Here is a 23781-nt window from a genome sequence, read left to right as displayed (position 1 = left end):
TCCTCATTATAGTTTACCCCTCTAAACTTTATGATCAATGTCAAATAGTTTATTCCCCTAAACTATATCTGTCAACAAATTTTATTTATGAACATCTAAAAGAGAACGCTCGTTCGTGTATAATAGACATCAGAAACACGAAAGGGGAAAATGAACATGTCAGATTTTTCATTAACATTGTATGAATATAACGTCTGGGCCAATCAGCAAATATTCAACCGATTAAAAGAGCTTCCAAAAGAGGTGTACCGCCAAGAGATTCAAAGCGTGTTTCCGTCGATATCCCATGTGTTGTCTCATGTTTATCTTTCTGATCTCGGCTGGATTGAAGTGTTTTCCGGCAAAAGCATGACCGATGCTTTGATGTTAGCTGAACAGCTCAAAGAACAGACAGAGGCAAAAGAAATGGAGGAAATGGAAGCCCTGTTTCTGACGTTATCCGAGCGCTATACATTATTTTTACAGCAAAAAGAACAGCTCAATAAGCCCCTCCAGATTAAAAACCCCTCAGGCGGAATCATGAAAACGACTGTTTCTGAGCTGGTTCCCCACGTTGTCAATCACGGGACATATCACCGCGGCAATATCACAGCAATGCTGCGGCAGACAGGATACGCATCTGCTCCGACAGATTATGGGCTCTACCTGTACATGAAAAAAACTGAAATGGCATAAAAGAAAGCGGCTCCTAAATTGAGCCGCTTTTTTTATGATGGAACGTTCAAAAACATTAAAATTTCTTTTCATATTTTCTGTATAGTAAAAAAGATATAAATTTTAGTGTTATAATAATCATTAAAAATATATTGCTGACTCAATAAACAATTTTTCAATGGAGGAACACACAAAGTGACAGACGACATGACGAAAGACAATATAAATCAGCAAAAATTGGAGAGAGGCTTGAAAAACAGGCACATCCAGCTCATCGCCATCGGCGGAGCCATTGGAACGGGCTTATTTCTCGGCTCCGGAAAATCGATTCATTTTGCTGGACCGTCTATTCTATTTGCTTACATGATCACAGGGATCATTTGCTTTTTAATTATGAGATCTCTGGGTGAACTGCTGTTATCGAATTTGAACTATCACTCTTTTGTTGATTTTGTACAAGACTATTTAGGCGATATGGCAGCTTTTATCACCGGCTGGACCTATTGGTTCTGCTGGATTTCGATTGCAATGGCTGATCTGACAGCCGTCGGGCTCTACACTCAATATTGGCTCCCGGGTGTGCCGCAATGGGTGCCCGGCTTAATCGCTCTGATTATATTACTGATTATGAACTTGGCAACCGTCAAGCTTTTTGGAGAATTAGAATTTTGGTTTGCGTTAATTAAAGTCATTGCCATTTTGGCACTGATCGTCATTGGCCTTGTAATGATTTTTAAAGGTTTCTCCACAAGCTCTGGGGTCTCCAGTTTCACAAATCTCTGGAGCCACGGAGGCATGTTCCCGAATGGCATGCACGGGTTTATCCTATCGTTCCAGATGGTTGTGTTTGCCTTTGTCGGCATTGAGCTGGTCGGACTGACAGCCGGTGAAACAGAAAACCCTGAAAAAGTAATCCCTAAGGCGATCAACAATATCCCTGTCCGGGTGTTGCTTTTCTATATCGGTGCTCTTCTCGTGATTATGAGCATCTATCCTTGGAATGTCATCAATCCCAGCGAAAGCCCATTCGTACAGGTGTTTGTCGCAGTTGGCATCGTCGGGGCAGCAAGCATTATCAACTTTGTTGTGTTGACATCCGCTGCTTCAGCATGCAACAGCGCTGTATTCAGTACAAGCCGTATGGTCTATTCTCTGGCGAAAGATAACAATGCGCCTGAATCAATGGCAAAACTGACTCCGCGTAAAGTACCTAGAAATGCGTTGTTCTTTTCAGCTATCGTAATTTTAATCGGTGTTACGTTAAACTACATCATGCCAGAAGGCGTATTCACCCTGATCACAAGCATTTCAACCGTCTGCTTTATCTATATTTGGGGTATTACAGTCATCTGCCATATGAAATACCGTAAAACAAGACCTGAATTAGCAAAAACAAACAAGTTTAAGCTTCCGCTTTATCCGTTTACAAATTACCTGATTCTTGCGTTCTTGGCGTTTATCCTGGTTGTGCTGGCATTGGCTCAGGATACTCGCGTTTCCTTATTTGTCACGCCGGTTTGGTTTATTTTGCTGATTGTGATTTATAAAGTGAGAAAAGCGAAGCATCAATAAGATTCGCAGCTCCTGCCTCAGAAATAAGAGCAGGAGCTTTTTTGATGAAAAAAACGACAAATGCCCTTTGCTTTTGAATTTGAAGTTATGCTATAGTGTGTGTAATCAAAACAAGAAGGGATGATGGGTGGACAATGATTAACTAATCTTATTTTTACCGTTTGAAATCAATATTTCAAATCAGAAAAAATAGGATTAGTCTGCCCATTTTCTATATATACGACATTGCTATTTATGAATAATAGCTTATTTGATCATGCACAGGCGCGGCTAATCCTTCCAACACATTTGGGAGGATTTTTTTATTCTCCCTTTAAAGCGAGGGATATGAATGAAAGAGATCGTAACATTAACAAATGTCAGCTATGAAGTAAAGGATATGACTGTTTTTAAAAACGTAAATGCCAGTGTTCAGCAGGGAGATATCATTGGGATTATCGGCAAAAACGGCGCTGGGAAATCTACGCTGCTGCACCTCATACACAATGACTTAGCTCCTGCACAGGGACAAATCCTTAGGCAGGATTTAAAAATGACGTTGGTTGAACAGGAAACCGCGTCGTATTCCTTTGAGGAACAGACGCCTGCCGAAAAGAAATTACTGGAGAAATGGCGTGTGCCCGTTCGGGATTTCCAACAGTTAAGCGGTGGTGAAAAACTGAAGGCACGGCTGGCGAAGGGACTATCAGAGGATGCAGACCTTTTACTATTAGATGAACCGACAAACCACCTTGATGAAGAAAGCTTGCAGTTTCTCATTCAACAGCTGAAAAGTTATAGAGGAACTGTGATTCTTGTTTCTCACGACCGTTATTTTTTAGACAAAGCCGCAACAAAAATATGGTCGCTTGAAGCCCAAACCCTGATTGAATTCAAAGGAAATTACTCTGGGTATATGAAGTACCGAGAAAAGAAAAGACTCGCCCAGCAGCGTGAATATGAAAAGCAGCAAAAAATGGTTGAACGGATTGAAGCACAAATGAATGAGCTTGCTTCATGGTCGGAAAAAGCCCACGCTCAATCGACGAAAAAGGAAGGGTTTAAAGAATATCACCGTGTAAAAGCGAAGCGTACGGATGCCCAGATTAAATCCAAGCGGAAGCGGCTTGAACAAGAACTGGAAAAAGCAAAGGCGGAACCCGTTGAGCCGGAATATACTGTCCGCTTTTCAATTGATACAACAAAAAAAACAGGAAAACGTTTTTTAGAAGTTCAACATGTAACGAAGGCCTTTGGCGAAAGAACACTGTTTAAAAACGCACATTTTACAATTCAGCACGGCGAAAAGGTTGCGATCATAGGCTCCAATGGCAGCGGAAAAACAACATTACTGAAAATCATTCTGGGACAGGAAACGGCTGAAGGAAGTGTGTGGGTGTCGCCGTCCGCAAATATCGGCTATTTAACGCAGGAGGTGTTTGATTTACCTTTAGAACAAACACCGGAAGAGTTATTTGAGAATGAAACATACAAAGCAAGAGGGCACGTTCAAAATCTGATGAGGCACTTAGGTTTTACAGCTTCCCAATGGACTGAGCCAATCAAGCATATGAGTATGGGTGAACGTGTAAAGGTCAAGCTGATGGCATATATTCTGGAGGAGAAAGACGTGCTGATTTTAGATGAGCCGACAAACCATCTCGACCTGCCGTCACGCGAACAGCTGGAAGAAACACTGTCACACTATAGCGGCACATTGCTGGCGGTTTCACATGACCGATACTTTCTTGAAAAAACAACAAACAGCAAACTCGTCATCTCGGACAATGGCATCGAAAAGCAATTGGTTGACGTTCCATCAGAAAGAAATGACCGGGAGGAGCTTCGTTTAAAGCTTGAAACAGAAAGACAAGAAGTGCTGGGCAAGCTCAGTTTTATGACGCCGAATGATAAAGGGTACAAGGAGCTTGATCAGGCATTCAATGAGCTTACGAAACGAATGAAAGAGCTGGATCAATAGCATGCAAGAGATACCAAGGGCTGTTCGCCCTTGGTATTTTTCAAGTTTACGCCTTCAGCCCTCGCCAAAAAATATCGAAGGAAATCTCTAAAGATCGCTCAAATGATTGTTTATTCTCGTAAACAAGCTGAATGTTCAACCCGTCAAAAAGAGTGATGAAGGCTATCGCACACTTCTCGGGCGGACAGGTGATGCCCGATTCTTTAAAAACAAGTGCAACCCGGCTTTTCAAAGCATGCAGAAACATCAGGTACTGGGCTGAAATAAAATCACTTACTTCAGCAGGAGCCTTAAACGACATCGCCTGCAAAAAGGCTACATTGGGCATAGCATGAAAGCGCACCTGCGTTTCTTTTAAAAAATCATATATAAGATTCTTGGCTGGCATATGCTTTCGGGATTCAAAAAAATCATTGATAAACGCTACTTCTTCTTCAACAATCTCGGGGTATACTTCCATCAGCAGATCCTTTTTTGACGAGAAATGGTAGGACAGAGATTGTTTGCGAATTCCCAATTCTTTTGCGATATGCGCCATTTTGACTCCCTCGTAGCCAAGTTCATTAAATTGGCGAACGGCTGTGCGTTTTATATTCTCACGGGTCACTGTGCTGCCCTCCCCACATTATTTCATCCGTTTTCTCTTGGAACAGATAAATAAAATATATAATAAAAGAAACAACAGGTACACCAAAACGGAAGCGATATAAAGCTCCTGATAAGAATAAATCGTTGCCACCACACCTAATAACAATGAGCCTCCGCCAATTCCCATATCAAAAAAATTAAAGAATGTTCCCATAGCATCCTCATGTTCATGTTCATCTACAAGATTGATACACCATGTTTGGATAGCCGGGAATATTGAGCCGAATCCAAATCCGTAACATATCGCCGCAGTAAAAAACATTGCATTGGTTTGGGCAATATATAATATTGAAAGGCCTACGATTGAAAATATTGAGGCTGGGATAAGGATCCCTGCCGCTCCGAATCGGTCAAATATTTTCCCGGAGATAAGACGTATCAAAAAACTGGCTGCCGCAATCAGAAAGAAAAACATTCCGACACTTCGGAAACCCTTTTCGATCGCATAGAGTGAAAAGAAGGACATGATCCCAGATGCAGCAATGCCGACTAATAAAATAAGAAACGAAGGAAACAGCACACGTTTTTCTAACACCTTTACCTTTACCATTCCCTTTTCAGCTGTGTCTCTCGCTTCAGGCCGCCTCCGCACAAGTACAGCCATAAGCACAGCCAGTAAAAGAATGGACATCCCGCCAAGAAAAAGCCTCTCAAAATCATAAAGCTCCAGCGCTGCGATACCAATCATAGGCCCAACCGAAACCGCAATCGTTTCGCCTACCCCAAAATATCCTATCCCCTCACCCCGGCGCTCCTTCGGAATAATTTCCGCGGCAATCGTGGCAAAATAAGTAGTCGCTAATCCAAAACCGGCACCATGTATTAAGCGAATGAGCAGTAGGACGCTCACATCTGACGCCAGGTAATATGCACCGGTTGAGCTGGCACTGATAACAATTCCAAATATAAGTAAATATTTTTTGTTAAATCGTTTAGCCAAAACCCCTGCAAAAGGACGTATCGCAATGGCAGATATCATAAAAATACCTGTAACCAATCCGACTTGCTTTGCCCCGCCTCCGATAGCAGTAACAAACAAAGGCAATGTCGGCAATAACATTTCAAACACCATAAATAAAAATGCATTTGAAAGCGTGACAAAAATAAATGATAAGGACCACATTTTTACAGTATGTATTTTTTCTACTTGTACCTCCATCAGTTTCTTCTCCTTTTCTGTTCATTGATTTATTTGATTATACTCACTTTACCTGACTATAGTCAGACTGTAAACTGTTAATCTATAAAAAACTTATGGTAATCGTTTAGTATTAAATTGTTTTTAATCACAAAACTGACGTTAGTCAGATTCATTCAAATGGACAATAATTACTCGTTACAGGCGAGAAGCTCCATAGAATGTTGACAATTTCAAAAAAAAAGAACAACACACGTTGTCCTTTTTTCTTTATATTTTCAAACCTTCCCATGACCTTAATGTCTCTAGAGATGACTTAAAATACCCCGTCACCACTTCCAGATAGCTATTTCCTTTTACCGGAGTAAAAGGGTCAGGACCAGCTGCCACCATCTCCATAATAATTGGGCCTTTATAACCGATAGAATGGAGTGCTTCGATTTGCTCTTTCAGATTGGCATGGCCGTTTCCGATGGCCTGGCGATTTGAATCAGCCACGTGATAGACTCCGAGTTTCTGCCCTGTCAATTCAATGGCCTTCACAGGATCAGCCTCTTCTATGTTCATATGATACGCATCGAGAAGAACATCGAGTTTGGAGCTGCCGACATCACGTATGAATTGTAAAGCTTCTTCGCCAGTGACCACTTGATGATTTTCGTACCGGTTCAATACTTCGAATACCACCTGAATTTGTAATTCCTCCGCTTTAGCCATAATTTTTTTAGAGCTTTCGACCAATAAACTCCAATCCCTCTCATCATCACCGCTCCCTCTCACTTTGCCGACTTCGCCGTGAAGACAGATGCGGGGAGCGCCTAAATCCACAGCCCAGTCCAGTAAGTCTAAGAAATAGTGTACAGCCTTTGACCGAACCCTTTCATTCGTGCTAGAAATATCCACATTCCTTGGCGTTACTGATAAAACCTTTACATGATGAGCAGCCAGTGTTTCGGCAAGGTCTTTCGGATTCAGAGAAATATCCCCCTCGACCTCAACTCCGTCTACGCCGATTTCTGCAGCCAGCCGGCATTTTTGTTCAAATGGAATGCTGCCGAAAGTCCATAAGCATAACCCATATTCTCTTCCCATATTGAAATCCCCCTTTTAGAAAGATGAAGCTGTATTCTTTGACATGATTTCTCCTTCAATCTGTTCCAATGATTTGCCTTTTGTCTCCGGCACAAATTTATAAACAAAGAGAAAGGCAAGAACGCCAATGGCACCGTACATGAGAAATAAAATACCTGTACCGATCAGATCTAAAAGCAGCGGGAAGGACAGCGACACCACAATATTTGCCAGTCACAGACAGGTACTTGCAATTCCCAATGCCGTCCCCCTGATGTGTAACGGGAAAATTTCAGCCAGCACAACCCAAACGACCATTCCCCAGCTCGCTGAATACGCTACCATAAACAAGCATAAGCAGGATAACAGCAGCCCCCCGGGGGCATGAAAGAAAAGTGTACTGACACCCAAAATACCAAGTGCCAAAGACATTCCTACATTGCCAATCAGCATAAGATTTCTTCGGCCTATCATATCAATCAGCAGCAAGCCGAGGATCGTAAATAAGACATTGATAATGCCGATGCCAATGGTTCCTGCAATGGCACTGGAAGCGCCGAACCCCGCATTTTCCAAGATGGTCGGTGTATAATAAATAATCGTATTCGTGCCTATCACTTGCTGAAAGATGGCGACCCCAATACCGATAAACAAGATCGGCCTGATTGCCGGCGATAATAATATTGATATTGAAACACGCTCTTCTGTCTTGATCTCTTTCATACTGAGAATCTCAGCATCGATTGTTTTCGGATCTCTCGTAAGGAGCAAAATATGGCGTGCTTCATCCTCACTTCTTTTCTGCAACATCCATCGCGGGCTTTCAGGCATAAAAAACATGCCGGCCATGAGAATGAAGGAGGGAATCACTGCTAATAGGAGCATCAGATCCCACCTGCCAGAAGATGAAAAAACAAAGTTCACAATATAAGCCATGAGAATCCCGAAAGAATTCATCAGTGTATTCAATGAAGCGATTCTGCCTCTGATCGCGGCAGGTGCCATTTCTGACAAATATAAAGGAACAATTGCCGAGGCTCCTCCAACCGCTATGCCTAGTTCTATTCTGAATAGCAATAATATTCCGATATTATGAGCCAAGCCTGTTCCAATGGCTCCAATTGTGTAAAAAGCACACCCAGCCAGATGATGGTTTTTTTCCTGCCATAACGATCGGAAAATCTTCCGCAAAAGGCTGCGCCAACTAAAGCACCAATCAGCACTCCACTGACAACTAATCCTTCTAAAAACGGGGTCAGCTCCATGTCTTCCCTTATAAACAGCAGAGCGCCGGATATTACACCCGTATCGTACCCGAACAGCAAACCTCCTAATGCCCCGAAAAAGTAAATAAGACTGATATAGGCCTTTTTGGATGTCATCAAGAAACCTCCAACTTATAGTATTTGACGTTTAAGCAAGGGGGATCCCTCCATTTTAGAGAAAGATCCCCCAATGCCAAAAGGGTTATAACAGTGAGGCCGTAGAATCCCGCACGATTAATGAAGGAGACAGCATCACCCGCTGTACCGCTTTCTTTTGCTTTGAATGAGCCATGCCGTCTATCAGCAGTTCAATTGCCTTTTCTCCCATTTCTTCAGTCGGCTGTGCGATTGTCGTTAACTGAGGATCACTGATCTTTGCCAGGATGCTGTTATCAAACCCAACCAGTGAAAGAGATGAAGGAATAGAAATGTGAAGCTGCCTTGCAGCCTGCAAAACCCCTAAACCAAGCAACTCAGTCGTCACAAAGACAGCCGTCGGCCTATGTTTCTGATGAAGCAGCTTTAAACTGATGTCTTTACTGGCTGACAAGTCATACGGACAGTCCAGAACGGCTGATTCATCGATTTTGATTCCTGAAACCTGCAGTCCTTCTTTAAAGCCGATGACACGATTTTTAATAGATGTATTGTTAATCTTTTCTGCTATGACAGCTATATTTGTATGCCCTAATTGGGCTAAATGGACGGCTGCCTCATATCCCCCTTTAAAATCATCCGCCACTACAGTGTCTACAGGCAGATGCGGTATATCTCTCGATAGCATGACAACAGGCATGTCGCTTTCAATCAGTTCACGTATCGCCTGACTGTTCTTGAGACCCGTCGCCACAATAATGCCGTCTACATGTTTTTGCTTCAGCATGGTGATATATTCTTCTTCTCTCAGCGAATTGTTATCCGTACTACATATGATGACACTAAAGTCCTTTTTACGGCCGCTGTCCTCCACTGCTCTGGCCAGCTCGGCCATAAATGGATTAGCGATGTCAGGAATGAGCAGCCCGATGGTCTTCATCATTTTTCTCGTTGAAGTCACAACACTTGGCTGATATTGAAGCTCCTCGATCACTTTCCAAATTCTTTTTTTCGTTTTTTCACTTATATTGCCTGTATGATTAAGAACCTTTGAAACCGTAGAGATTGAAACGTTTGCTTCCTTAGCAACATCATAAATGGTTGTTTTCATTAAGAAGGCCACCTTTATAAAATAGATCTTCTCTAGTATAAACGAATGCTGACAGGAATTTCTTTTTAAAAAGGCGCTTCTTCTATGAAAAACTCAAACCGTTTGCGGCACTCCGTCTTTTAATGTGACAGGCTGCTTCGTTTTGCAAGATTCTATACAAGCTGCGGCAATGGCAAGTGCTGCACGCGCATCTTCACCTGTTACTGAGGTTGGCTTATGATTTCGAACGGCATCAACAAACGATTGCAATTCATCAACATAAGCATCAAATAATAAATCTTGGTCGTAGCGAATCGTGTTGTAGCTGACGCCGTCTTTGTTATACCTTGTCATGTTTGTATGGCGGATATCTCCGATGGTCAGCATGCCTTCAGACCCGAACACTTCTCCGCGGACATCATATCCATAAACGGCTTGGAAGTTCGCTTCCGCCGTTGCGATCGCTCCGTTATCAAATTTGATCGTGACAACTGCAGTATCCAAAAAACCTTTGTCTTTAAAATCAGGTCTGACAAGCGCATCAGCCGCGGCATAGACTTCAATCGGCTTCGCATTTGGGTTGAGGTAGAGTAACGTATCAAAGTCATGAATCAGCGTCTCTAAGAAGATCGTCCATTGAGGAATTGATGTCGGATCACCGAGTGCTGGGTCTCTTGTGATGGAACGCATTAACTGGGGCGTGCCGATTTTTCCTGCGCGGATTTCCTCATACGCACTGCGAAAGCCTTTAGCGAAACGTCTGTTAAAACCGATCTGAAGCGAAACAGACTCTTCATTCACTACCCTGATGACTTCATCCGCTTCTTCCAGCGTGACAGCCATCGGTTTCTCACAAAATACTGCTTTCCCCTTCTTTGCCGCTGCAATAATGTTTGCAGCATGCGTCCTTGCCGGCGAAGCAATAATGACCGCATCAATATCCGGGTGCTCCAGCATGTCTAACGGATTTGTAAACGCTTTAATATTTGAGCCGAGCTTTTTTGCAAATGCTTCTGCATTCCCCGGAACCGGATCTGCAATCGCATACAAATCTGCCCCTTTCACACGGAACGCAATACTTTCTCCATGAAAAGCTCCCATCCGTCCCGCACCTAATAGCCCAACCTGTACATTTCCCATGATTACCACTCCCATTCTGCGAAAGTAAGGAAAGTCTTTCTCTATATATTATTAGATAATAAAAGTAAACTCTAAATAAATTTATAATATTAATTTAAAAGTAGGGAAAGTCTTTCCTAATTGTTTTCAATTGTAACCCCTTACATTTTACGGGTCAATCTTTTTTGCTGTTTTTAAAGCAGATCTCTCCTTTAGCTGTCGATCAAGCCTGCGATAATTCATGTTCAGGGGGCAAAAAAATATCAAGGGTATGCGGCCCTTGATCATCCAAATGGAAATTCCTCACAATAGAAGGGAGGTGATGAAGAAATGCAGAAGAATAATTCAAACAAACAAAGCGAGGTTGGTCATATGACTGAAGACTTTTACTGTGATGAGGTTTTTAGCGGCAAAACGAAAGTGAATAAGGTACTAGAGACAGATAACGTATTGGCATACTATCATACAAAGCCTTTTTATCCAGTCCATATTGTGGCTGTTCCTAAGAAACATATCTCCTCATTGATCACCCTGGAAGAACACGACCATGACTTGCTTCTTGAATTAATGGGTGTCATTCAAAAGGTCGCTTCCATGGTGACGGAAGAAAAAGGCGCATGTCGTGTGATCACCAACTTAGGAGCTTACCAGGACTCTACACATCTGCATTGGCATATTGTGTTTGGAGAACCGCTTAAGTAAGCGGCTGAGATCAGAACAGCTGTTTCCGCATACGTATATTGCTCATGGCATAGCCCATCTTCTGATAAAGATAGACGGCTGTCTCGTTGTGCGCAAACACATGAAGAGCAAGTCTTTCCGCACCAAGCTCTCTTGCCCTTTCATCCAGCGTTTGAAGCGCCAATTGAGCCAGCCCTTTTCCGCGAAAGGCTTCATACAATCCAAAGGAATAGATAAACGCTTCCTTTTGCGGATGAAACGGATCAGCATACAGCCAGAGCCAGCCCATCCTTTCTCCTTGTTCATTTGTGATACTCCAAAAATAATGATTGCTGCTGCTTCGGCCATCCGGAATCATTTTCTCATATACCTGCTCCGATTTTTCGAATGCCTCTTTTTCTGTCCAAGTTCCCGATTTTATGTTTTGTTTCGCATAATTTTGCACGGACATCCCTCGAAATGCTTCGAACTCTTCTACACTCATGTCTTCCAAGGTTAACGTCATCCTGTATTCCTCCCTATGAAAAAAGTCCAGCCAATGCCGGACAATCACTGCGTACAAATGAAAAATAAGCCGGTTAAGCCTCTGACTCTCTATCATTCGATAAGAGAAATAGATTTCCTGCAAACCAAAATAAAAGGCTGTGGAAATAAAAGCTTACGTGAACTCCCTAATCATGATCATGATCGAAACAATCAAACAGATCATTGCGGGTATCGTCATGAGAAACGATTGATGCGCTCGAACCATGTGCGCATGAACCGCTCCCGCCATGAGAACGACAAACAGGACACCTGCTCCAAACGCTGCATACCGATTCCAAATTCCCGCTGTCATAGCAAGTGCCCCGGCAATTTCAAGAATTCCCGTAACAGTCAGAAACCATAATGGATATTGATAATGCCGCCAATGCTCAACTTGAAAGGGAACGCGGAACACCTTTATAATGCCTCCCACAAGCATAAAAGCTGCCAAACTGACTTTCATGATCATAGATATCACCTTACATCCCTCCCTTTCGGAAGCATCCCGTATATTAAAAGATTCACAACCTGTGCGGCGAGGCTTGCCGGATCCTTGATTCCGGTTAACAAAAATGAATCGGTTAAATGTTCGATCATGCCAATCAAACACTCAGCGACCGTTTCCATGTCGAGTTCGGAATGAAAATAGCCAAGCCGTTGTTCTGCTTCTAGGTTATCTTTCAAAACCACCGCCAAGTCTTTTTTCATTTGTTTAGCTTCTGGGTTGAGAAAAAAGCCGATCTTGGTTACATCTTTGTCCTCAGCCAGACATTGAAAAACAGTTTCTACAGCAGACAGCACCCGTTTTGACACATCCTCCGGATTTAATCCGCCTTCCAGGAGAAGTGACTCTGTCAGCTTTCTGACACGAGAGTGAAAATCGGTGATTAACTCATCAAAGATGGCTTCTTTGCTTTGAAAGTACAGATAAAAGGAAGGCTGCGTCAGTCCGGCTCTTTTCACAATTTCACTTACTTTCGTCTCATGAAATCCCCGAATCGCAAATTCATTAGCAGCAGCTTCAAGTAATCGTTTCCGGCTTTCTTCCCCTTTACGTCCTTTTTTGCTTTTCAACTAGGATCATCCTCCACAAAAAGATACTCACAAGTAATGTTACTTGTGAGTATTATTCACGACATTGGATTTTTTGTCAATACATTCATTTATATCCAGACTTAGCCGCCCGTTTTATCCCTCATCTCATTAATACAGGCCGCCTCATTCTTTTCTGCTTATTGAATCACAAATACAAGGAACAATTGGATGCAGCGGCGCATACTGTACTGTACAGAATGATGGAAGGGTGTGATGGGATGCCGACTACAGTAATCAATCTATATTATTTGAAGATCAACAGCATTTCAGGCAATGGTTCAATTACAATAGGCGAAGCCGCGTATAACAGCCCTACCAACAATCAAAAATCTCAAGGGATAAATTCTTCTTTCGGTGATACATCACCTACAGAATCCGTAATGGAAAACTTCTTAAATGATCCTGATGTAAATGACCAGACATCTATCGGAAACTCTGATACATCCAGCGTTAATGCTCCTCCGATTGTACCGCCGCCAATCTTAGATTAAAGGGGTTTCGTTTATGCCATATCAAATTAATATCGCGAATATAAAGGTTAATGGAGTTACGCAAAACGGGAATGTGGATATCGGTCCAACTTTGCATAGTAGTCATACAGCGAACAGCAAATATTTTGGAGCAAACTTTTCTTTAGGGGATTTTTCGCCTGCTTCTTCGCTTTTAAATACTGGAAATCTTGATACTGACGTCAGTGACCAAGACAAAATCGGAAATTTTTCTGCACCAATTGCAAATCAAATATAAGGAGAACGTCATATGGATATCGAAAAAATTCGAAAGTGGCTTGAGATTACCAATGAATATAAGCAAAGTGATTTTTGGACAAATGTGCTCAAGCATAAAGCCCCGGAACATTTTTTTGATTCCGATTCTTATACGCTCGTTTATGACTTTTATCAAGATGAAGAGAATAATTTTATCATTGTGGAAATGCCTGGTGTGTATGAAGAGGAATTAACGATCCGTTTAATATCTAAAACCCAGCTGCTGATCAAAGGAACGATCACGCCTGTTTTCCCCGCCGAAATGGAGGTGCTGCGGGAACGGTATTACGGCGAAATTGAGCGAACTATTCAGCTTCCTGAAGCCACCGAATCCCATTTATTGCAGCTTCAGCTGTTAAACGGGCTTCTTCACATTTCATACCCAAGACAAGTCGAAACCATCGCGTTCCATAAAGGGCTTTAATACAACTTTTTGGATACATTTATACCATCTAATCAGGCAGTCATGGTTGAAAGACTGAGAATATGATCATCAAACGCCCCCGCCCAGTACCCATATACGAATGAATGACCAAATTAAACTGGTCAGGTGGTAGCATGAACTTTATTTGGGAAGCTTTTGTTCTCATTATATCTGGTGTCATCTAGCTGTGAATTCAGGGATTTCTATTGGAACGATTATCGTTCAGCCTATCATCGAAAACAGCCTCATCAAAACACTGATCGCAGCTGCAATCTTTACGATTGCTCTTCTCTTTATGGAATGGACGTTTTTAACTGGAAAAGCGAGAATCGTTATTGATCATGGACATGTACATACAGAAAACTTAAAAAGAATGAGGCTTACGCTGATCAGCTTGAAATGCATTCGAAAGCTTTTAGCCAATTATTAGACAATTTTGTTGAAAGTGCCGCTCCAGCTTTTGTATCCTCATCTTTATTTCAGGAAATCATTCAGGTGTTTTCGTTTATTTCTTTACTTTTGAAACAGTCATCCCGTCGCCGATTGGGATCAGCAGGGATTCCAGCTGAGGATGCTGAGCCACCGCTTTATTGAATGTCCTCATGACTTCTGTATGGCGCCGGGGTGCAGCCTCTTGATCTGCCACACTTCCGCCTGCAAGCACATTATCTGCAACAATGACAGCACCCGGCTTTGCAAGCTCAATGCAATGGGTCAAGTACTGTTCATAATTCCCTTTGTCAGCATCGATAAAGAAAAAATCAAATCGCTTTTCACTTTTGACCAATTGTTCAAGGCTTTGCAACGCAGCACCTGTCATATATGTGACTTGACCGCCAAAGCCGGCTTTTGTTAGATTGCTGTGCGCTAACTCGGCATATTCCTTCTTTAATTCAAGAGAGGTTAATGCCCCTTCTTTCCCGAATCCTCTGGCAAGGCAAATTCCGCTATACCCCCCGAGTGCCCCAATCTCCAGCACATGTTTGGCGCCTGAAATGGATACAAGCATGGTGAGCAGCCTTCCGGAAGAAGGAGATACAGATATAGAAGGCATACCATTTTCTTTGATGGACGAAACAACTTCTTCCAAAAGATCATCTTCATTAGAAAACACTGAATCAATATAACTGTTCATTTGTTTCATTCGGTTCCCTTCCTTTCTCTCCATTTTCTGAAAATGCCTCTGTATCTTCAGCTTTCTTTGATACATCCTTTGCTTCACTTTCATGTATTTCAAATAACTGGCTAAATTCGTTGATCACCATATCAATGGCTTTTAATTCGCCGATAAGCATTTGCTGGATAGATTGAAATTCCGGCTGTTCTAACTGCTGCTTAATAGTCGTGCGTTTCAAATGCATCATCTCTAAAAATGCAATGGCCCTGCCGCGGCGAAAGGTTTTTGGTCCATGATGCTGTGAACCGCCTCTGCCCTTGTGACGATCCCCACGATGATGCCCTTCTTTCTTAACATCTTTGCTCTTCATTATAAAAGCCCCTTCCTGCATTACAGTCTTTGTGACGCCAATTGTATACAAACGTATACAATTTGTCAATTGAAGTAACAGATAACTGCCTGCTAAATTAAAAAAGATACCTATGGCAGGTATCCTTTTAGGTAAAAAAGTTTGTTTCAACGGTTTCTATCTTTTTTTGTGATTCTCTCTTTTCAGGCTATTTATCTGTGAGGCCTTCTCTCTGTTTTCTATTGATATTTGATTTCATTAAACGGGAGATCTTCTGTTCATCGGTATTCTGGATCTGATTGAGCTGATTCATCACTAGTGTTTGCCGTAATAGTGAATGGTTTTGACTCAGCTTCGCTTTCCCCTCTATTTTGCTGATGTTGATTTTGAACCCTCTTACTCCTTTGTTCAAGCCTGCCAAAAATGCAGGATCAACATCTTCTAATTGGTATGAGCTGTCCGTGCTTTCATACTTCAATACTAAGTCTCTCATAGAGTCTGCCAATTCTTTCTCGTCCTCTAAAAGTTCCACCTCCCCATAAACGTGAACCGTTATGTAATTCCATGTCGGAACAGCTTTATTCGTCTCATACCATGATGGCGAAATATAACAATGAGGGCCATGAAAAACAGCCAAAACGGATTGGCCGATGATGTCCTTCCACTGAGGGTTCTGCAAAGCAAAATGACCGTACAAGCAGGATTTATCAGCATTCACCAGCAGCGGCAAATGGGTTGCAAACGGCATGCCTTCATGCAACGAGAACAACGTTGCAAAACCATTTTCCCGGATGACATCATAAGCCTCTGATTCGTTAAGTTTAAATGGGGCAGGGATAAACATAAATCAATCTCCTTTCTGGTTAAGCCGATCACTGTCCGCATAGGAAACTGTCTCCATGATCGCTTCTTTATAGGGTATAATATGATACTAACTGACATTTTCAAAGGCACAGTTTTAAACAAATATGCATGTCAGAGGTGGGAGCAATGAAAAATATGATTTTTGCTTTTCATCATGATAGCCCTAAATACAAACAAGTCTATGAGCAGTTTAAATCATTAATTGAACAGGGACATATACGGGCGAACGAACAATTACCTTCCATTCGTGAGCTCGCTCATTCCTTGCAGGTGAGCCGCAATACAACTTTGATGGCTTATGATCAGCTGATAGCGGAAGGCTACATTCGGGGAGAAAGAAGAAAAGGCTATTTTGTGAATGAAATCGAGCCTCTTTTATTTCAGGGGAAAGAGACGTCTTCTCAAAACGAACAAACAGAAACGGCGCAACACGTTCTCATTGATTTTCGCCCAGGGGCTGTAGACCAAACACATTTTCCTCTTAACAGATGGAGAAGGCTCTCGAATCAAATGCTGACATTAGAGAAGAGCTATCTATACGGGGAACCCTTCGGAGAAAAACGCCTTCGTGAACAAATCGCGGCATATCTGCTAGAATCGCGCGGCGTAAAAACAGATGCAAATTCGATTATGATTGGCAGCAGTACACAGCAAATGCTTATCTATCTTGGACAGGTTATAAAAGATGATTTTTCCGGCATCATCGTAGAGGACCCCGGATATGTTGGGGCACGAGAAGCTTTTCAGCTGCAAGGTTTTACTCTCGAAACACTGCCTGTTTATGAGACAGGCGCCGATTTTTCAGCATTACATCAAATGAATGAAAGGTTAATCTATGTAACACCTTCTCACCACAGCCCTTATGGAGTAAGCATGTCAATTCAGGAGCGGCAAGCACTGATTCATTGGGCGGCTAAAAAAGACGGGTATATTCTTGAAGATGATTATGACAGTGAATTCCGTTACACACAGCAGCCCTTCCCTGCTCTAGCCTCTATTCATTCAGAAAGAGTCATTTATCTGGGGAATTTCTCAAAATCTTTTCTCCCAGGCATTCGCCTCTGCTATATGGTGCTGCCGGAGCCCCTTTTACAGCGCTATCAACATCGATTTCATCAATTCGAAAGTACCGCTTCTTTGCTGAGCCAGCTCACCATGGCAGAGTTTATGAAAGAAGGAGAATGGACCCGTCATATCAAACGAATGCGCGTTGTCTACAAACGCAAAATGCAGCACTTGGCTGCAAGTGTGAAGCATCAGTTCGGACATCATGTATCCGTAATAGGTGAACAGTCAGGGTTATACATATTAGTAAAGGTTCATGAGAATTGTACAGAGGAATCGCTGATTCAGCGTGCTTTGGAATACGGAGTAAAAGTCTATCCTACCGCGCTCTATTTTGTAAACACCCCCCCTGATCAGCCGCTGATTAAATTGGGTTTCGGACATCTTGGCTTTGATGACATAACACATGGCGTCCAGCTTTTAAAACAAGCATGGGGAACGGCATGACGCTGTCCCTTTCTATGACAAAAAGCCCCTTAAAGGGGGCTTTTCATTTAAAAAGTATAAAAACATTTTATTCATCTTGATATAACTGATAAACCCTTTTCAGCCTTTCTTCGAGCTGTTCAAAATGAACAAAACGGGCTTCTCTCAGAAACTCAGTTTCATCGATAAACAAAAGAAGCACAGGGACGGTGAAGACCGAAAATCGGCCGGCGACCTCTTCTACATCGTCAGCATTGATATGCCCCAATGTGATGTTTGGAAACTGATCCAATAATATTCTGAGCTGCGGCAGAACAGCATGACATACTGTACAGCCGGGTCTTGATATATAGATAAAACTGAATTGATGCTGTTTAATAAAATCATCTATAGCATCTAATGAATGTAATTCTGTCATCTCGTTCATCAATTTACTCCTTCAAATTGGTCTGTTTTTCATGACCAAGCATCGATACGTATCATTCACTATACACATTTATATTTATGATAGCCGCTTTTTTGCTTTGCAGGGCACCTGCAAATTTGCACGAAAATGGCAAAACAAAAGAACAGTTACCGCCTGCCAGTAACTGTTCTTACATACTTTTGTATTAAAAATGCAAAGCGTAAGCCCCTGAACCGATGAGTGCAACCCCGATGGAGACTGCAATCAGCACCACGTTATATTCATAACCGCCGGCGCCATTCGCAAATCCTTTCGCTCCATGGACTTTTACGATGGCACCTAACATAATGATTGTTATGATAGCAGCTCCAAGCGGGAGGAATACACCTAAAATAAATAAAATTCCGCTTACTAATTCCCCAAGACCTGATAAAGCGGCCGCGACGTTACCTGGTTTAACCCCTATTGACTCGAACCATTGTCCGGTTCCTTTAATCCCGTATCCGCCAAACCAGCCGAATAATTTTTGTGATCCATAAAACAGAAACACCACACCAATCATCATACGAATAAGCAATAGTCCTGCATCTTCCATTTTTATCTCTCCTTATTTTTGATGTAACGCGTAACGTGATGTACTGAAAGGTAACACGTCCTGTTATTTACCTCCAGTAACTTCCAGCAGTCATCTATTGAATATATGTCTCTTTATTTCTCTTCATGCGTTATTACAATCAGTCTAACTCTCTCACTTCAAACGGCAGCAGCCCTTGTTCAATTTGTGTTCGATGCGGTTCATACTGCACAGGCAGCATCAACTTTCCACCCATTGTTTCTGGTGATTCATCATGTGCAAAGCCCGGCGGATCAGTTGCGATTTCAAACAGGATTTCCCCATGTTCTCTGAAGTAAATCGCATTAAAATAATTTCTATCCCGAACAGGAGTCACACCGTATCCATGAGAAGCAATATATCTTTGCCATTCTAATTGATCTTCGTCATCGCTAGCACGCCAAGCGATGTGATGCACCGTGCCGACTCCCATTTGCCCGCGTCCAATAGGCGTTAATTTAAGGTCAATCACATTTCCGATATCACCGGCAGAACGAAAACGAACGAAGTCTCCTTCCTTGCCGACTAGTTCCAGTCCCATGATATTTTCTAATAGCTCAGCGGTTTTATCAGGCTGTGCTGATAACAGGGTTGCACCGCCAAAGCCTTTAATGGCAACATCAGGTGTTATATCTCCAAACGTCCACGCATTGGCTTCTCCTTCTTCTCTTTCCACGATTTCTAAGTGCAGACCGTGCGGATCATCAAATTCTACATATCGTTCTCCAAAACGCTCGATTTTGGTGTATGGAACGTTGAACTTTTCAAGTCTCTTTTCCCAAAAAGCCATAGCTCCCTTCGGCACGACATAAGAAGTCACGCCAACTTGACCGTCTCCAATGATGCCTTGGCGGGCTCCTGCCCACGGAAAGAAAGTGATGATTGTTCCCGGCTTCCCGCCTTCATTTCCAAAATAAAGATGATACGTACCTGGATCATCAAAATTGACAGTTTGCTTGACCAATCGAAGCCCCAGGACTCCTGCGTAGAAATCTGCGTTCTCTTGAGGGTGACCGACAATTGCTGTAATATGATGTATTCCCATCGTGTTTTTAGCCATTTTTATCCTCTCCTTTACATGTTCATTTAGATATACTCAACAAACTCATTTACAGGCTTCCGGTAGCCGCGCGGCCTTCTGCTCTCTTTTTTTTCTTTCCCAATTGTAATCATCATGACGACCTCAAATTGATCACCTATATTCAAAATCTGTTTCACGGCTTCAGCATCAAAGCCGATCATAGGGCAGGTGTCCCAGCCTTTTTCCTTAGCGCTCAGCATAAACATCATCGCAGAAAGTGAAGCATTCCTTATCGCCTCATCCCTCTTAAATTGTTCTCCCTTGTTTTCATAAAACGAAACGGTGTCTTGAACCATGTGGTCATACTCTTGCTTATTTAGCACCCCCAACACCTTTAACCCTTCATAGATGCCAGCCGCTTGCTGATATGCCTGCTTATCTCCTAATACCAAAAGAACCGCAGATGAGCTAAACACTTTATATTGTCCGTTTGCGGCCTGTTTCAGCTTTTCTTTTACATCCGGGTCTAGAACCGTTACATATTTTGTATGCTGTAAATTAAAAGCCGATGGAGCCAATGCAACCAATTCAAACATCTCATTAAGTTCATTTTTCGCGATTGGATGATCTGGAAGGAAGTTGCTTGCAGATCTTCTTTCTTTGACTAGCTGTGAAAATTCAGCCATTTAGTATACACCTCTTTTTATCTCGAATTCGAGATATTATGTTATAAAAAAATCACATTGGAAGGATTGAGATTCTCTATACAAGCAGGTTTACGCTTGGTCGTTGCCGTTTATCTCGAATTAAAATATCTTTAATATGAGATAATAATAAAATATGGATGTTCTAATGTCAACAGTTTTTAAAAAATAGTGGAAATTTTTCACTGAAACAAAATGTTAATTGGTCGGCCATCATCTCTTGTTTCATAAGAACCTATTTGTTTGCTGTGTGATCTTTTAGCACGGCTCCAACTTTTTTTCTTTCACCTTATTTATTAGTAAACAGGAAACAACGTTGCTATAGACCCACTCGAAATTGAATTGATATGATAAGCAAAGTGATTACACAAGAAAGGATACGGAGAGCGAATAAAAAGCACTCCTATTTTTTTGTGCAGTTTTATAGGAGGAAAAAATGGCAAGTGAAAGAGAACAAATAAGCAAAAAGGTTGCTTTGATTGCACTGATAGCCAATCTGATCTTAATGGCAGGAAAGGTCTTTTTTGGGCTGATAGGCGATAGTGAAGCCGTTTTTGCGGACGGAATCCATTCAGCAGCGGATGTCGTTGCTTCGATTGCTGTCCTGGCAGTGATAGGCATTTCAAATAAACCGCCTGATCAAGACCATCCTTTTGGGCATGGAAAAGCTGAAGTCATTAGTGAGGCGATTGTAGGAATTATCTTAATGATCGTATCCGTTTATATCCTAATAGAAGCGATTCTGTCCTTTGTTGAAGGGCCAGGCGTTCCACAATACAGCGCATTGTTTGCAGCTCTGATTTCGTACGTGGCTAAGGAGATCCTATATCGCTATTCCATAAAGCAGGGGGAAAAATGGAACAGCAAAGCAATTATAGCGATTGCATACGATCATAAAGGAGATATCGTTGCCTCTCTTGCCGCTTTTATCGGCGTCCTATTGGCGATTATCGGAAACACCCGCGGATGGGCCTATCTGTTGTACGCCGATGCAATTGCCAGTGCAATCGTGGCTTACCTTATTTTTAAAATTTCAATGGAATTAATCAGGCCGTCTGTTGATGTTCTTATGGAGAAAAGTGTTGCTCCCGAGCTGATAGAGGAATATAAAGCCGTTATTTTTCAATGTGATCAAGTAAAGCGAATCGATAGAATCCGCGCGAGAGAACATGGCCACTATAAATTGCTTGATGTCCGCCTATCTTTGGATCATGATTTGACGATTAAACAGGGACACGATATTGCCCGCGAAATCCGAAATGAAATCAAAAGACAGTATTCAGATGTTGAAGAAGTGCTCATCCATGTGAATCCTTATTTTGAAGAATGAAAAAGCTCCTTTTCAAAAGGAGCTTTTTCTTTATCCTGTTTATTCAAAAACGGTGTCTATCCTCGGGAATGTCAATTTGTTCAAGACTTATCGCCCCTCATCTAATCCATGCAAACTTTACCTTTAGGACTCGCCATACTATATAATGTGAATGTATAAATCATATGAACAGAAAGGTTGTTAAAATGAAGGAATTTTTTTCGATTGGAGAAGTTTCAAAGCTATTCAATGTGAAAATCTCTGCGCTTAGGTATTATGATGAAATCGGTCTTTTGAAACCGGAATATAAAGACGAGCATACAAACTATAGATATTATTCTACCCGACAGTTTGAGCGGTTGGATACCATCAAGTATTTGAGGGCTTTAGGCCTGCCAATCAATAAACTTCTTGATTTTTATAATTCTCAAAATACAAACACTCTGCTTCATTTACTGAAAAGCCAGCAAACTGAAATTGATCGCAAAAAGAGAGAATTGGAACGCATAGAAAGAAAGATCTCCCGCCGCATCATGCAAATAGAAGATGCCGTCCACACGCCGTTACATCACATTACAAAAATCAAACTCCCCGCATTACGTGTGGCTTATTTACAGCATGAGTATATTCTCGGCCATGATATCGAACATTCATTAGCAGAATTGAGAACTCATCTGAATGTGAACGAAGATATATTTATAGGCAAGATCGGTTTATCCATTTCAGCAGCAAATGTAAAAGCAAATCAGTTCGACAAATATTCCAGCATATTTATGATTCTTGAAGATGAAAATGAAGAAACTTCATCCGAAATCATTTTTCCTTCAAGAGAATATTTGCAAATCAGGTTTAAAGGGTCACATCCAGAAGCCGAACCATATTACAAACAGTTACTGGCATATATGAAAGAACATCATTATAAGTTAGCGGGGGACTCAATCGAAATCACACTCATTGATTATGGGATTACGAATCATCTAGACAATTATGTGACTGAAATCCTGCTGCCCATCAAATAAATTTCATGAATATGTTTTATTCTCCCTTGACTCTCTACTAACTTGAGGGTTTATTTTTTATGCAGGAATCAATATTGGAGGAGAAAGCGTATGTTTGGAACCATTTTTAACACAGTTATGATCATTGCGGGAAGCATAATTGGCGGGATATTCAAAAAAGGCATTAAAGATGAATACCAGAATATCCTGATGCAGGCAATGGGATTCGCTGCAGTCGCGCTGGGGATCAACGCGATTACACAGCATTTACCTGATAGTAAATACCCCATTCTTTTTATCGTGAGTTTAGCCCTTGGAGGTTTGCTTGGCCAGAGCATCAATCTGGAATTACGGTTCAACAAGCTGGTGAACAAATTCTCTAAAAGCAATTTAGCGGAAGGTTTATCAACTGCGATCTTATTATTTTGTATAGGTTCACTGTCAATATTGGGCCCTGTTGAAGCGGCGCTGAATGAAAATTATACGTATCTCCTGACAAACGGGATGTTAGATGGGATTACCTCCATTGTGCTCGCTTCGACTTTTGGTTTTGGAATAGCAGCGGCTGCCATTGTATTATTTGCTTGGCAGGGCTCTATTTATTTATTTGCTAAAGTAATGGAGAGCGCAATCAATACAGATCTTATAAACGAAATCACAATTGTAGGAGGTATACTCATCCTCAGCTCAGGGTTAAGCATTCTGGGAATTAAGAAGTTTAAAACACTAAACCTGCTGCCCTCCCTGTTAATCCCGCCTGTTGTCGTTTACGTGATTCATGTATTTGGATTGCGGTTTTAATGG

General features: G+C 41.8%; 27 protein-coding genes and 1 pseudogene. 12 read left to right on the top strand and 16 right to left on the bottom strand.

Going from position 1 to position 23781, the window contains the following annotated elements; genetic code table 11:
• The first annotated feature begins 156 nt into the window (after window positions 1-156).
• The 3 genes from dinB (at window position 157) to vmlR (ending at window position 4186) form a co-directional block, all read left to right on the top strand.
• The gene (dinB, locus tag Q5C82_RS18720; protein WP_003225373.1) at window positions 157-675 is read left to right on the top strand and encodes a damage-inducible protein DinB; all 519 of its coding nucleotides are present in this window, start codon (window positions 157-159) and stop codon (window positions 673-675) included.
• Between the two features lie 174 nt (window positions 676-849).
• A complete protein-coding gene (locus Q5C82_RS18715) occupies window positions 850-2226 on the top strand; it encodes an amino acid permease (RefSeq protein WP_003225371.1) in 1377 nt (458 codons plus the stop codon).
• A 331-nt stretch (window positions 2227-2557) separates the two neighbouring features.
• Entirely contained in the window at window positions 2558-4186 is a 1629-nt protein-coding gene (gene vmlR / locus Q5C82_RS18710) for an ABC-F type ribosomal protection protein VmlR (RefSeq protein WP_003225369.1), read from the top strand.
• A gap of 46 nt (window positions 4187-4232) precedes the next feature.
• Here the strand turns inward: vmlR and Q5C82_RS18705 are convergent, their stop codons facing one another.
• The 6 genes and pseudogenes from Q5C82_RS18705 to Q5C82_RS18680 all read right to left on the bottom strand — a co-directional run bounded on the left by Q5C82_RS18705 (window position 4233) and on the right by Q5C82_RS18680 (window position 10634).
• Window positions 4233-4793 carry a TetR/AcrR family transcriptional regulator gene (locus Q5C82_RS18705; RefSeq protein WP_003225367.1) on the bottom strand — a complete coding sequence of 187 codons (561 nt, stop codon included), beginning with the start codon at window positions 4791-4793 and terminating at the stop codon, window positions 4233-4235.
• Window positions 4794-4811: 18 nt separating this feature from the next.
• A complete protein-coding gene (locus Q5C82_RS18700; RefSeq protein ID WP_003225364.1) occupies window positions 4812-5993 on the bottom strand; it encodes an MFS transporter in 1182 nt (393 codons plus the stop codon).
• A gap of 249 nt (window positions 5994-6242) precedes the next feature.
• Window positions 6243-7064, bottom strand: a complete 822-nt coding sequence (locus Q5C82_RS18695) for a sugar phosphate isomerase/epimerase (protein WP_003225362.1) — start codon at window positions 7062-7064, stop codon at window positions 6243-6245.
• Between the two features lie 15 nt (window positions 7065-7079).
• Window positions 7080-8425: pseudogene (locus tag Q5C82_RS18690) on the bottom strand (sugar porter family MFS transporter).
• Window positions 8426-8510: 85 nt separating this feature from the next.
• On the bottom strand, window positions 8511-9515 hold the full coding sequence (locus tag Q5C82_RS18685; protein WP_003225358.1) for a LacI family DNA-binding transcriptional regulator: 1005 nt from the start codon (window positions 9513-9515) through the stop codon (window positions 8511-8513).
• 93 nt (window positions 9516-9608) lie between these two features.
• Entirely contained in the window at window positions 9609-10634 is a 1026-nt protein-coding gene (locus Q5C82_RS18680; RefSeq protein ID WP_003225356.1) for a Gfo/Idh/MocA family oxidoreductase, read from the bottom strand.
• A gap of 309 nt (window positions 10635-10943) precedes the next feature.
• Here Q5C82_RS18680 and Q5C82_RS18675 point away from each other — a divergent pair, with 309 nt between their 5' ends.
• A complete protein-coding gene (locus tag Q5C82_RS18675) occupies window positions 10944-11315 on the top strand; it encodes an HIT domain-containing protein (RefSeq protein ID WP_003225353.1) in 372 nt (123 codons plus the stop codon).
• 10 nt (window positions 11316-11325) lie between these two features.
• Here Q5C82_RS18675 and Q5C82_RS18670 read toward each other — a convergent pair whose 3' ends face one another.
• From Q5C82_RS18670 to Q5C82_RS18660, 3 genes are all read right to left on the bottom strand, one after another.
• On the bottom strand, window positions 11326-11799 hold the full coding sequence (locus Q5C82_RS18670; protein WP_003225350.1) for a GNAT family N-acetyltransferase: 474 nt from the start codon (window positions 11797-11799) through the stop codon (window positions 11326-11328).
• Between the two features lie 153 nt (window positions 11800-11952).
• Window positions 11953-12297 (bottom strand): DoxX family protein, encoded by a 345-nt coding sequence (locus Q5C82_RS18665; RefSeq protein ID WP_003225348.1) that lies wholly within the window; start codon window positions 12295-12297, stop codon window positions 11953-11955.
• Window positions 12294-12893, bottom strand: a complete 600-nt coding sequence (locus Q5C82_RS18660; protein WP_003225346.1) for a TetR/AcrR family transcriptional regulator — start codon at window positions 12891-12893, stop codon at window positions 12294-12296. The genes Q5C82_RS18665 and Q5C82_RS18660 overlap by 4 nt, the downstream gene beginning before the upstream one ends.
• 239 nt (window positions 12894-13132) lie before the next feature.
• Between Q5C82_RS18660 and Q5C82_RS18655 the strand changes: the two genes are divergently transcribed.
• The 4 genes from Q5C82_RS18655 to Q5C82_RS18640 all read left to right on the top strand — a co-directional run bounded on the left by Q5C82_RS18655 (window position 13133) and on the right by Q5C82_RS18640 (window position 14535).
• Window positions 13133-13405: a spore germination protein gene (locus Q5C82_RS18655; protein WP_003225343.1), complete on the top strand. Its 273-nt coding sequence runs from the start codon at window positions 13133-13135 to the stop codon at window positions 13403-13405.
• A gap of 13 nt (window positions 13406-13418) precedes the next feature.
• Complete coding sequence (locus Q5C82_RS18650) at window positions 13419-13661, top strand: spore germination protein (protein ID WP_003225341.1); 243 nt, start codon at window positions 13419-13421, stop codon at window positions 13659-13661.
• A 12-nt stretch (window positions 13662-13673) separates the two neighbouring features.
• The gene (gene cotP / locus Q5C82_RS18645) at window positions 13674-14105 is read left to right on the top strand and encodes a spore coat protein CotP (RefSeq protein WP_003225337.1); all 432 of its coding nucleotides are present in this window, start codon (window positions 13674-13676) and stop codon (window positions 14103-14105) included.
• A 187-nt stretch (window positions 14106-14292) separates the two neighbouring features.
• Entirely contained in the window at window positions 14293-14535 is a 243-nt protein-coding gene (locus Q5C82_RS18640; RefSeq protein ID WP_003225335.1) for a hypothetical protein, read from the top strand.
• A gap of 75 nt (window positions 14536-14610) precedes the next feature.
• On the opposite strand, the gene Q5C82_RS18635 is transcribed toward Q5C82_RS18640, so the two are convergent.
• The 3 genes from Q5C82_RS18635 to Q5C82_RS18625 form a co-directional block, all read right to left on the bottom strand.
• Window positions 14611-15249: an O-methyltransferase gene (locus Q5C82_RS18635; RefSeq protein ID WP_003225333.1), complete on the bottom strand. Its 639-nt coding sequence runs from the start codon at window positions 15247-15249 to the stop codon at window positions 14611-14613.
• Window positions 15224-15592, bottom strand: a complete 369-nt coding sequence (locus tag Q5C82_RS18630; RefSeq protein ID WP_003225331.1) for a hypothetical protein — start codon at window positions 15590-15592, stop codon at window positions 15224-15226. Before Q5C82_RS18630 ends, Q5C82_RS18635 begins: the two co-directional genes overlap by 26 nt.
• Before the next feature lie 187 nt (window positions 15593-15779).
• Window positions 15780-16415 carry an FMN-binding negative transcriptional regulator gene (locus tag Q5C82_RS18625; protein WP_003225329.1) on the bottom strand — a complete coding sequence of 212 codons (636 nt, stop codon included), beginning with the start codon at window positions 16413-16415 and terminating at the stop codon, window positions 15780-15782.
• Between the two features lie 146 nt (window positions 16416-16561).
• Here Q5C82_RS18625 and Q5C82_RS18620 point away from each other — a divergent pair, with 146 nt between their 5' ends.
• Window positions 16562-17947, top strand: coding sequence for a PLP-dependent aminotransferase family protein (locus tag Q5C82_RS18620; RefSeq protein ID WP_003225328.1), 1386 nt, complete (start codon window positions 16562-16564; stop codon window positions 17945-17947).
• 67 nt (window positions 17948-18014) lie between these two features.
• On the opposite strand, the gene Q5C82_RS18615 is transcribed toward Q5C82_RS18620, so the two are convergent.
• From Q5C82_RS18615 to Q5C82_RS18600, 4 genes are all read right to left on the bottom strand, one after another.
• The gene (locus Q5C82_RS18615) at window positions 18015-18353 is read right to left on the bottom strand and encodes a thioredoxin family protein (RefSeq protein WP_003225326.1); all 339 of its coding nucleotides are present in this window, start codon (window positions 18351-18353) and stop codon (window positions 18015-18017) included.
• A 184-nt stretch (window positions 18354-18537) separates the two neighbouring features.
• A complete protein-coding gene (locus Q5C82_RS18610; RefSeq protein WP_003225324.1) occupies window positions 18538-18927 on the bottom strand; it encodes a DoxX family protein in 390 nt (129 codons plus the stop codon).
• Between the two features lie 139 nt (window positions 18928-19066).
• Window positions 19067-20005 carry a ring-cleaving dioxygenase gene (locus Q5C82_RS18605; RefSeq protein WP_003225323.1) on the bottom strand — a complete coding sequence of 313 codons (939 nt, stop codon included), beginning with the start codon at window positions 20003-20005 and terminating at the stop codon, window positions 19067-19069.
• A 26-nt stretch (window positions 20006-20031) separates the two neighbouring features.
• Window positions 20032-20652, bottom strand: a complete 621-nt coding sequence (locus tag Q5C82_RS18600) for a nitroreductase family protein (protein WP_003225321.1) — start codon at window positions 20650-20652, stop codon at window positions 20032-20034.
• Between the two features lie 454 nt (window positions 20653-21106).
• On the opposite strand from Q5C82_RS18600, the gene mneP reads away from it, so the two are divergent.
• The 3 genes from mneP to Q5C82_RS18585 all read left to right on the top strand — a co-directional run bounded on the left by mneP (window position 21107) and on the right by Q5C82_RS18585 (window position 23778).
• Entirely contained in the window at window positions 21107-22000 is an 894-nt protein-coding gene (gene mneP / locus Q5C82_RS18595; protein ID WP_003225319.1) for a manganese transporter MneP, read from the top strand.
• A gap of 185 nt (window positions 22001-22185) precedes the next feature.
• The gene (locus Q5C82_RS18590; protein ID WP_003225317.1) at window positions 22186-22998 is read left to right on the top strand and encodes a MerR family transcriptional regulator; all 813 of its coding nucleotides are present in this window, start codon (window positions 22186-22188) and stop codon (window positions 22996-22998) included.
• Between the two features lie 90 nt (window positions 22999-23088).
• Window positions 23089-23778: a DUF554 domain-containing protein gene (locus tag Q5C82_RS18585; protein WP_003225315.1), complete on the top strand. Its 690-nt coding sequence runs from the start codon at window positions 23089-23091 to the stop codon at window positions 23776-23778.
• Window positions 23779-23781 lie beyond the last annotated feature (3 nt).

This window comes from uncultured Bacillus sp. (genome assembly GCF_958411575.1).
GTDB lineage: Bacteria > Bacillota > Bacilli > Bacillales > Bacillaceae > Bacillus > Bacillus spizizenii.
This window is presented reverse-complemented; position numbering and strand designations above follow the sequence as displayed.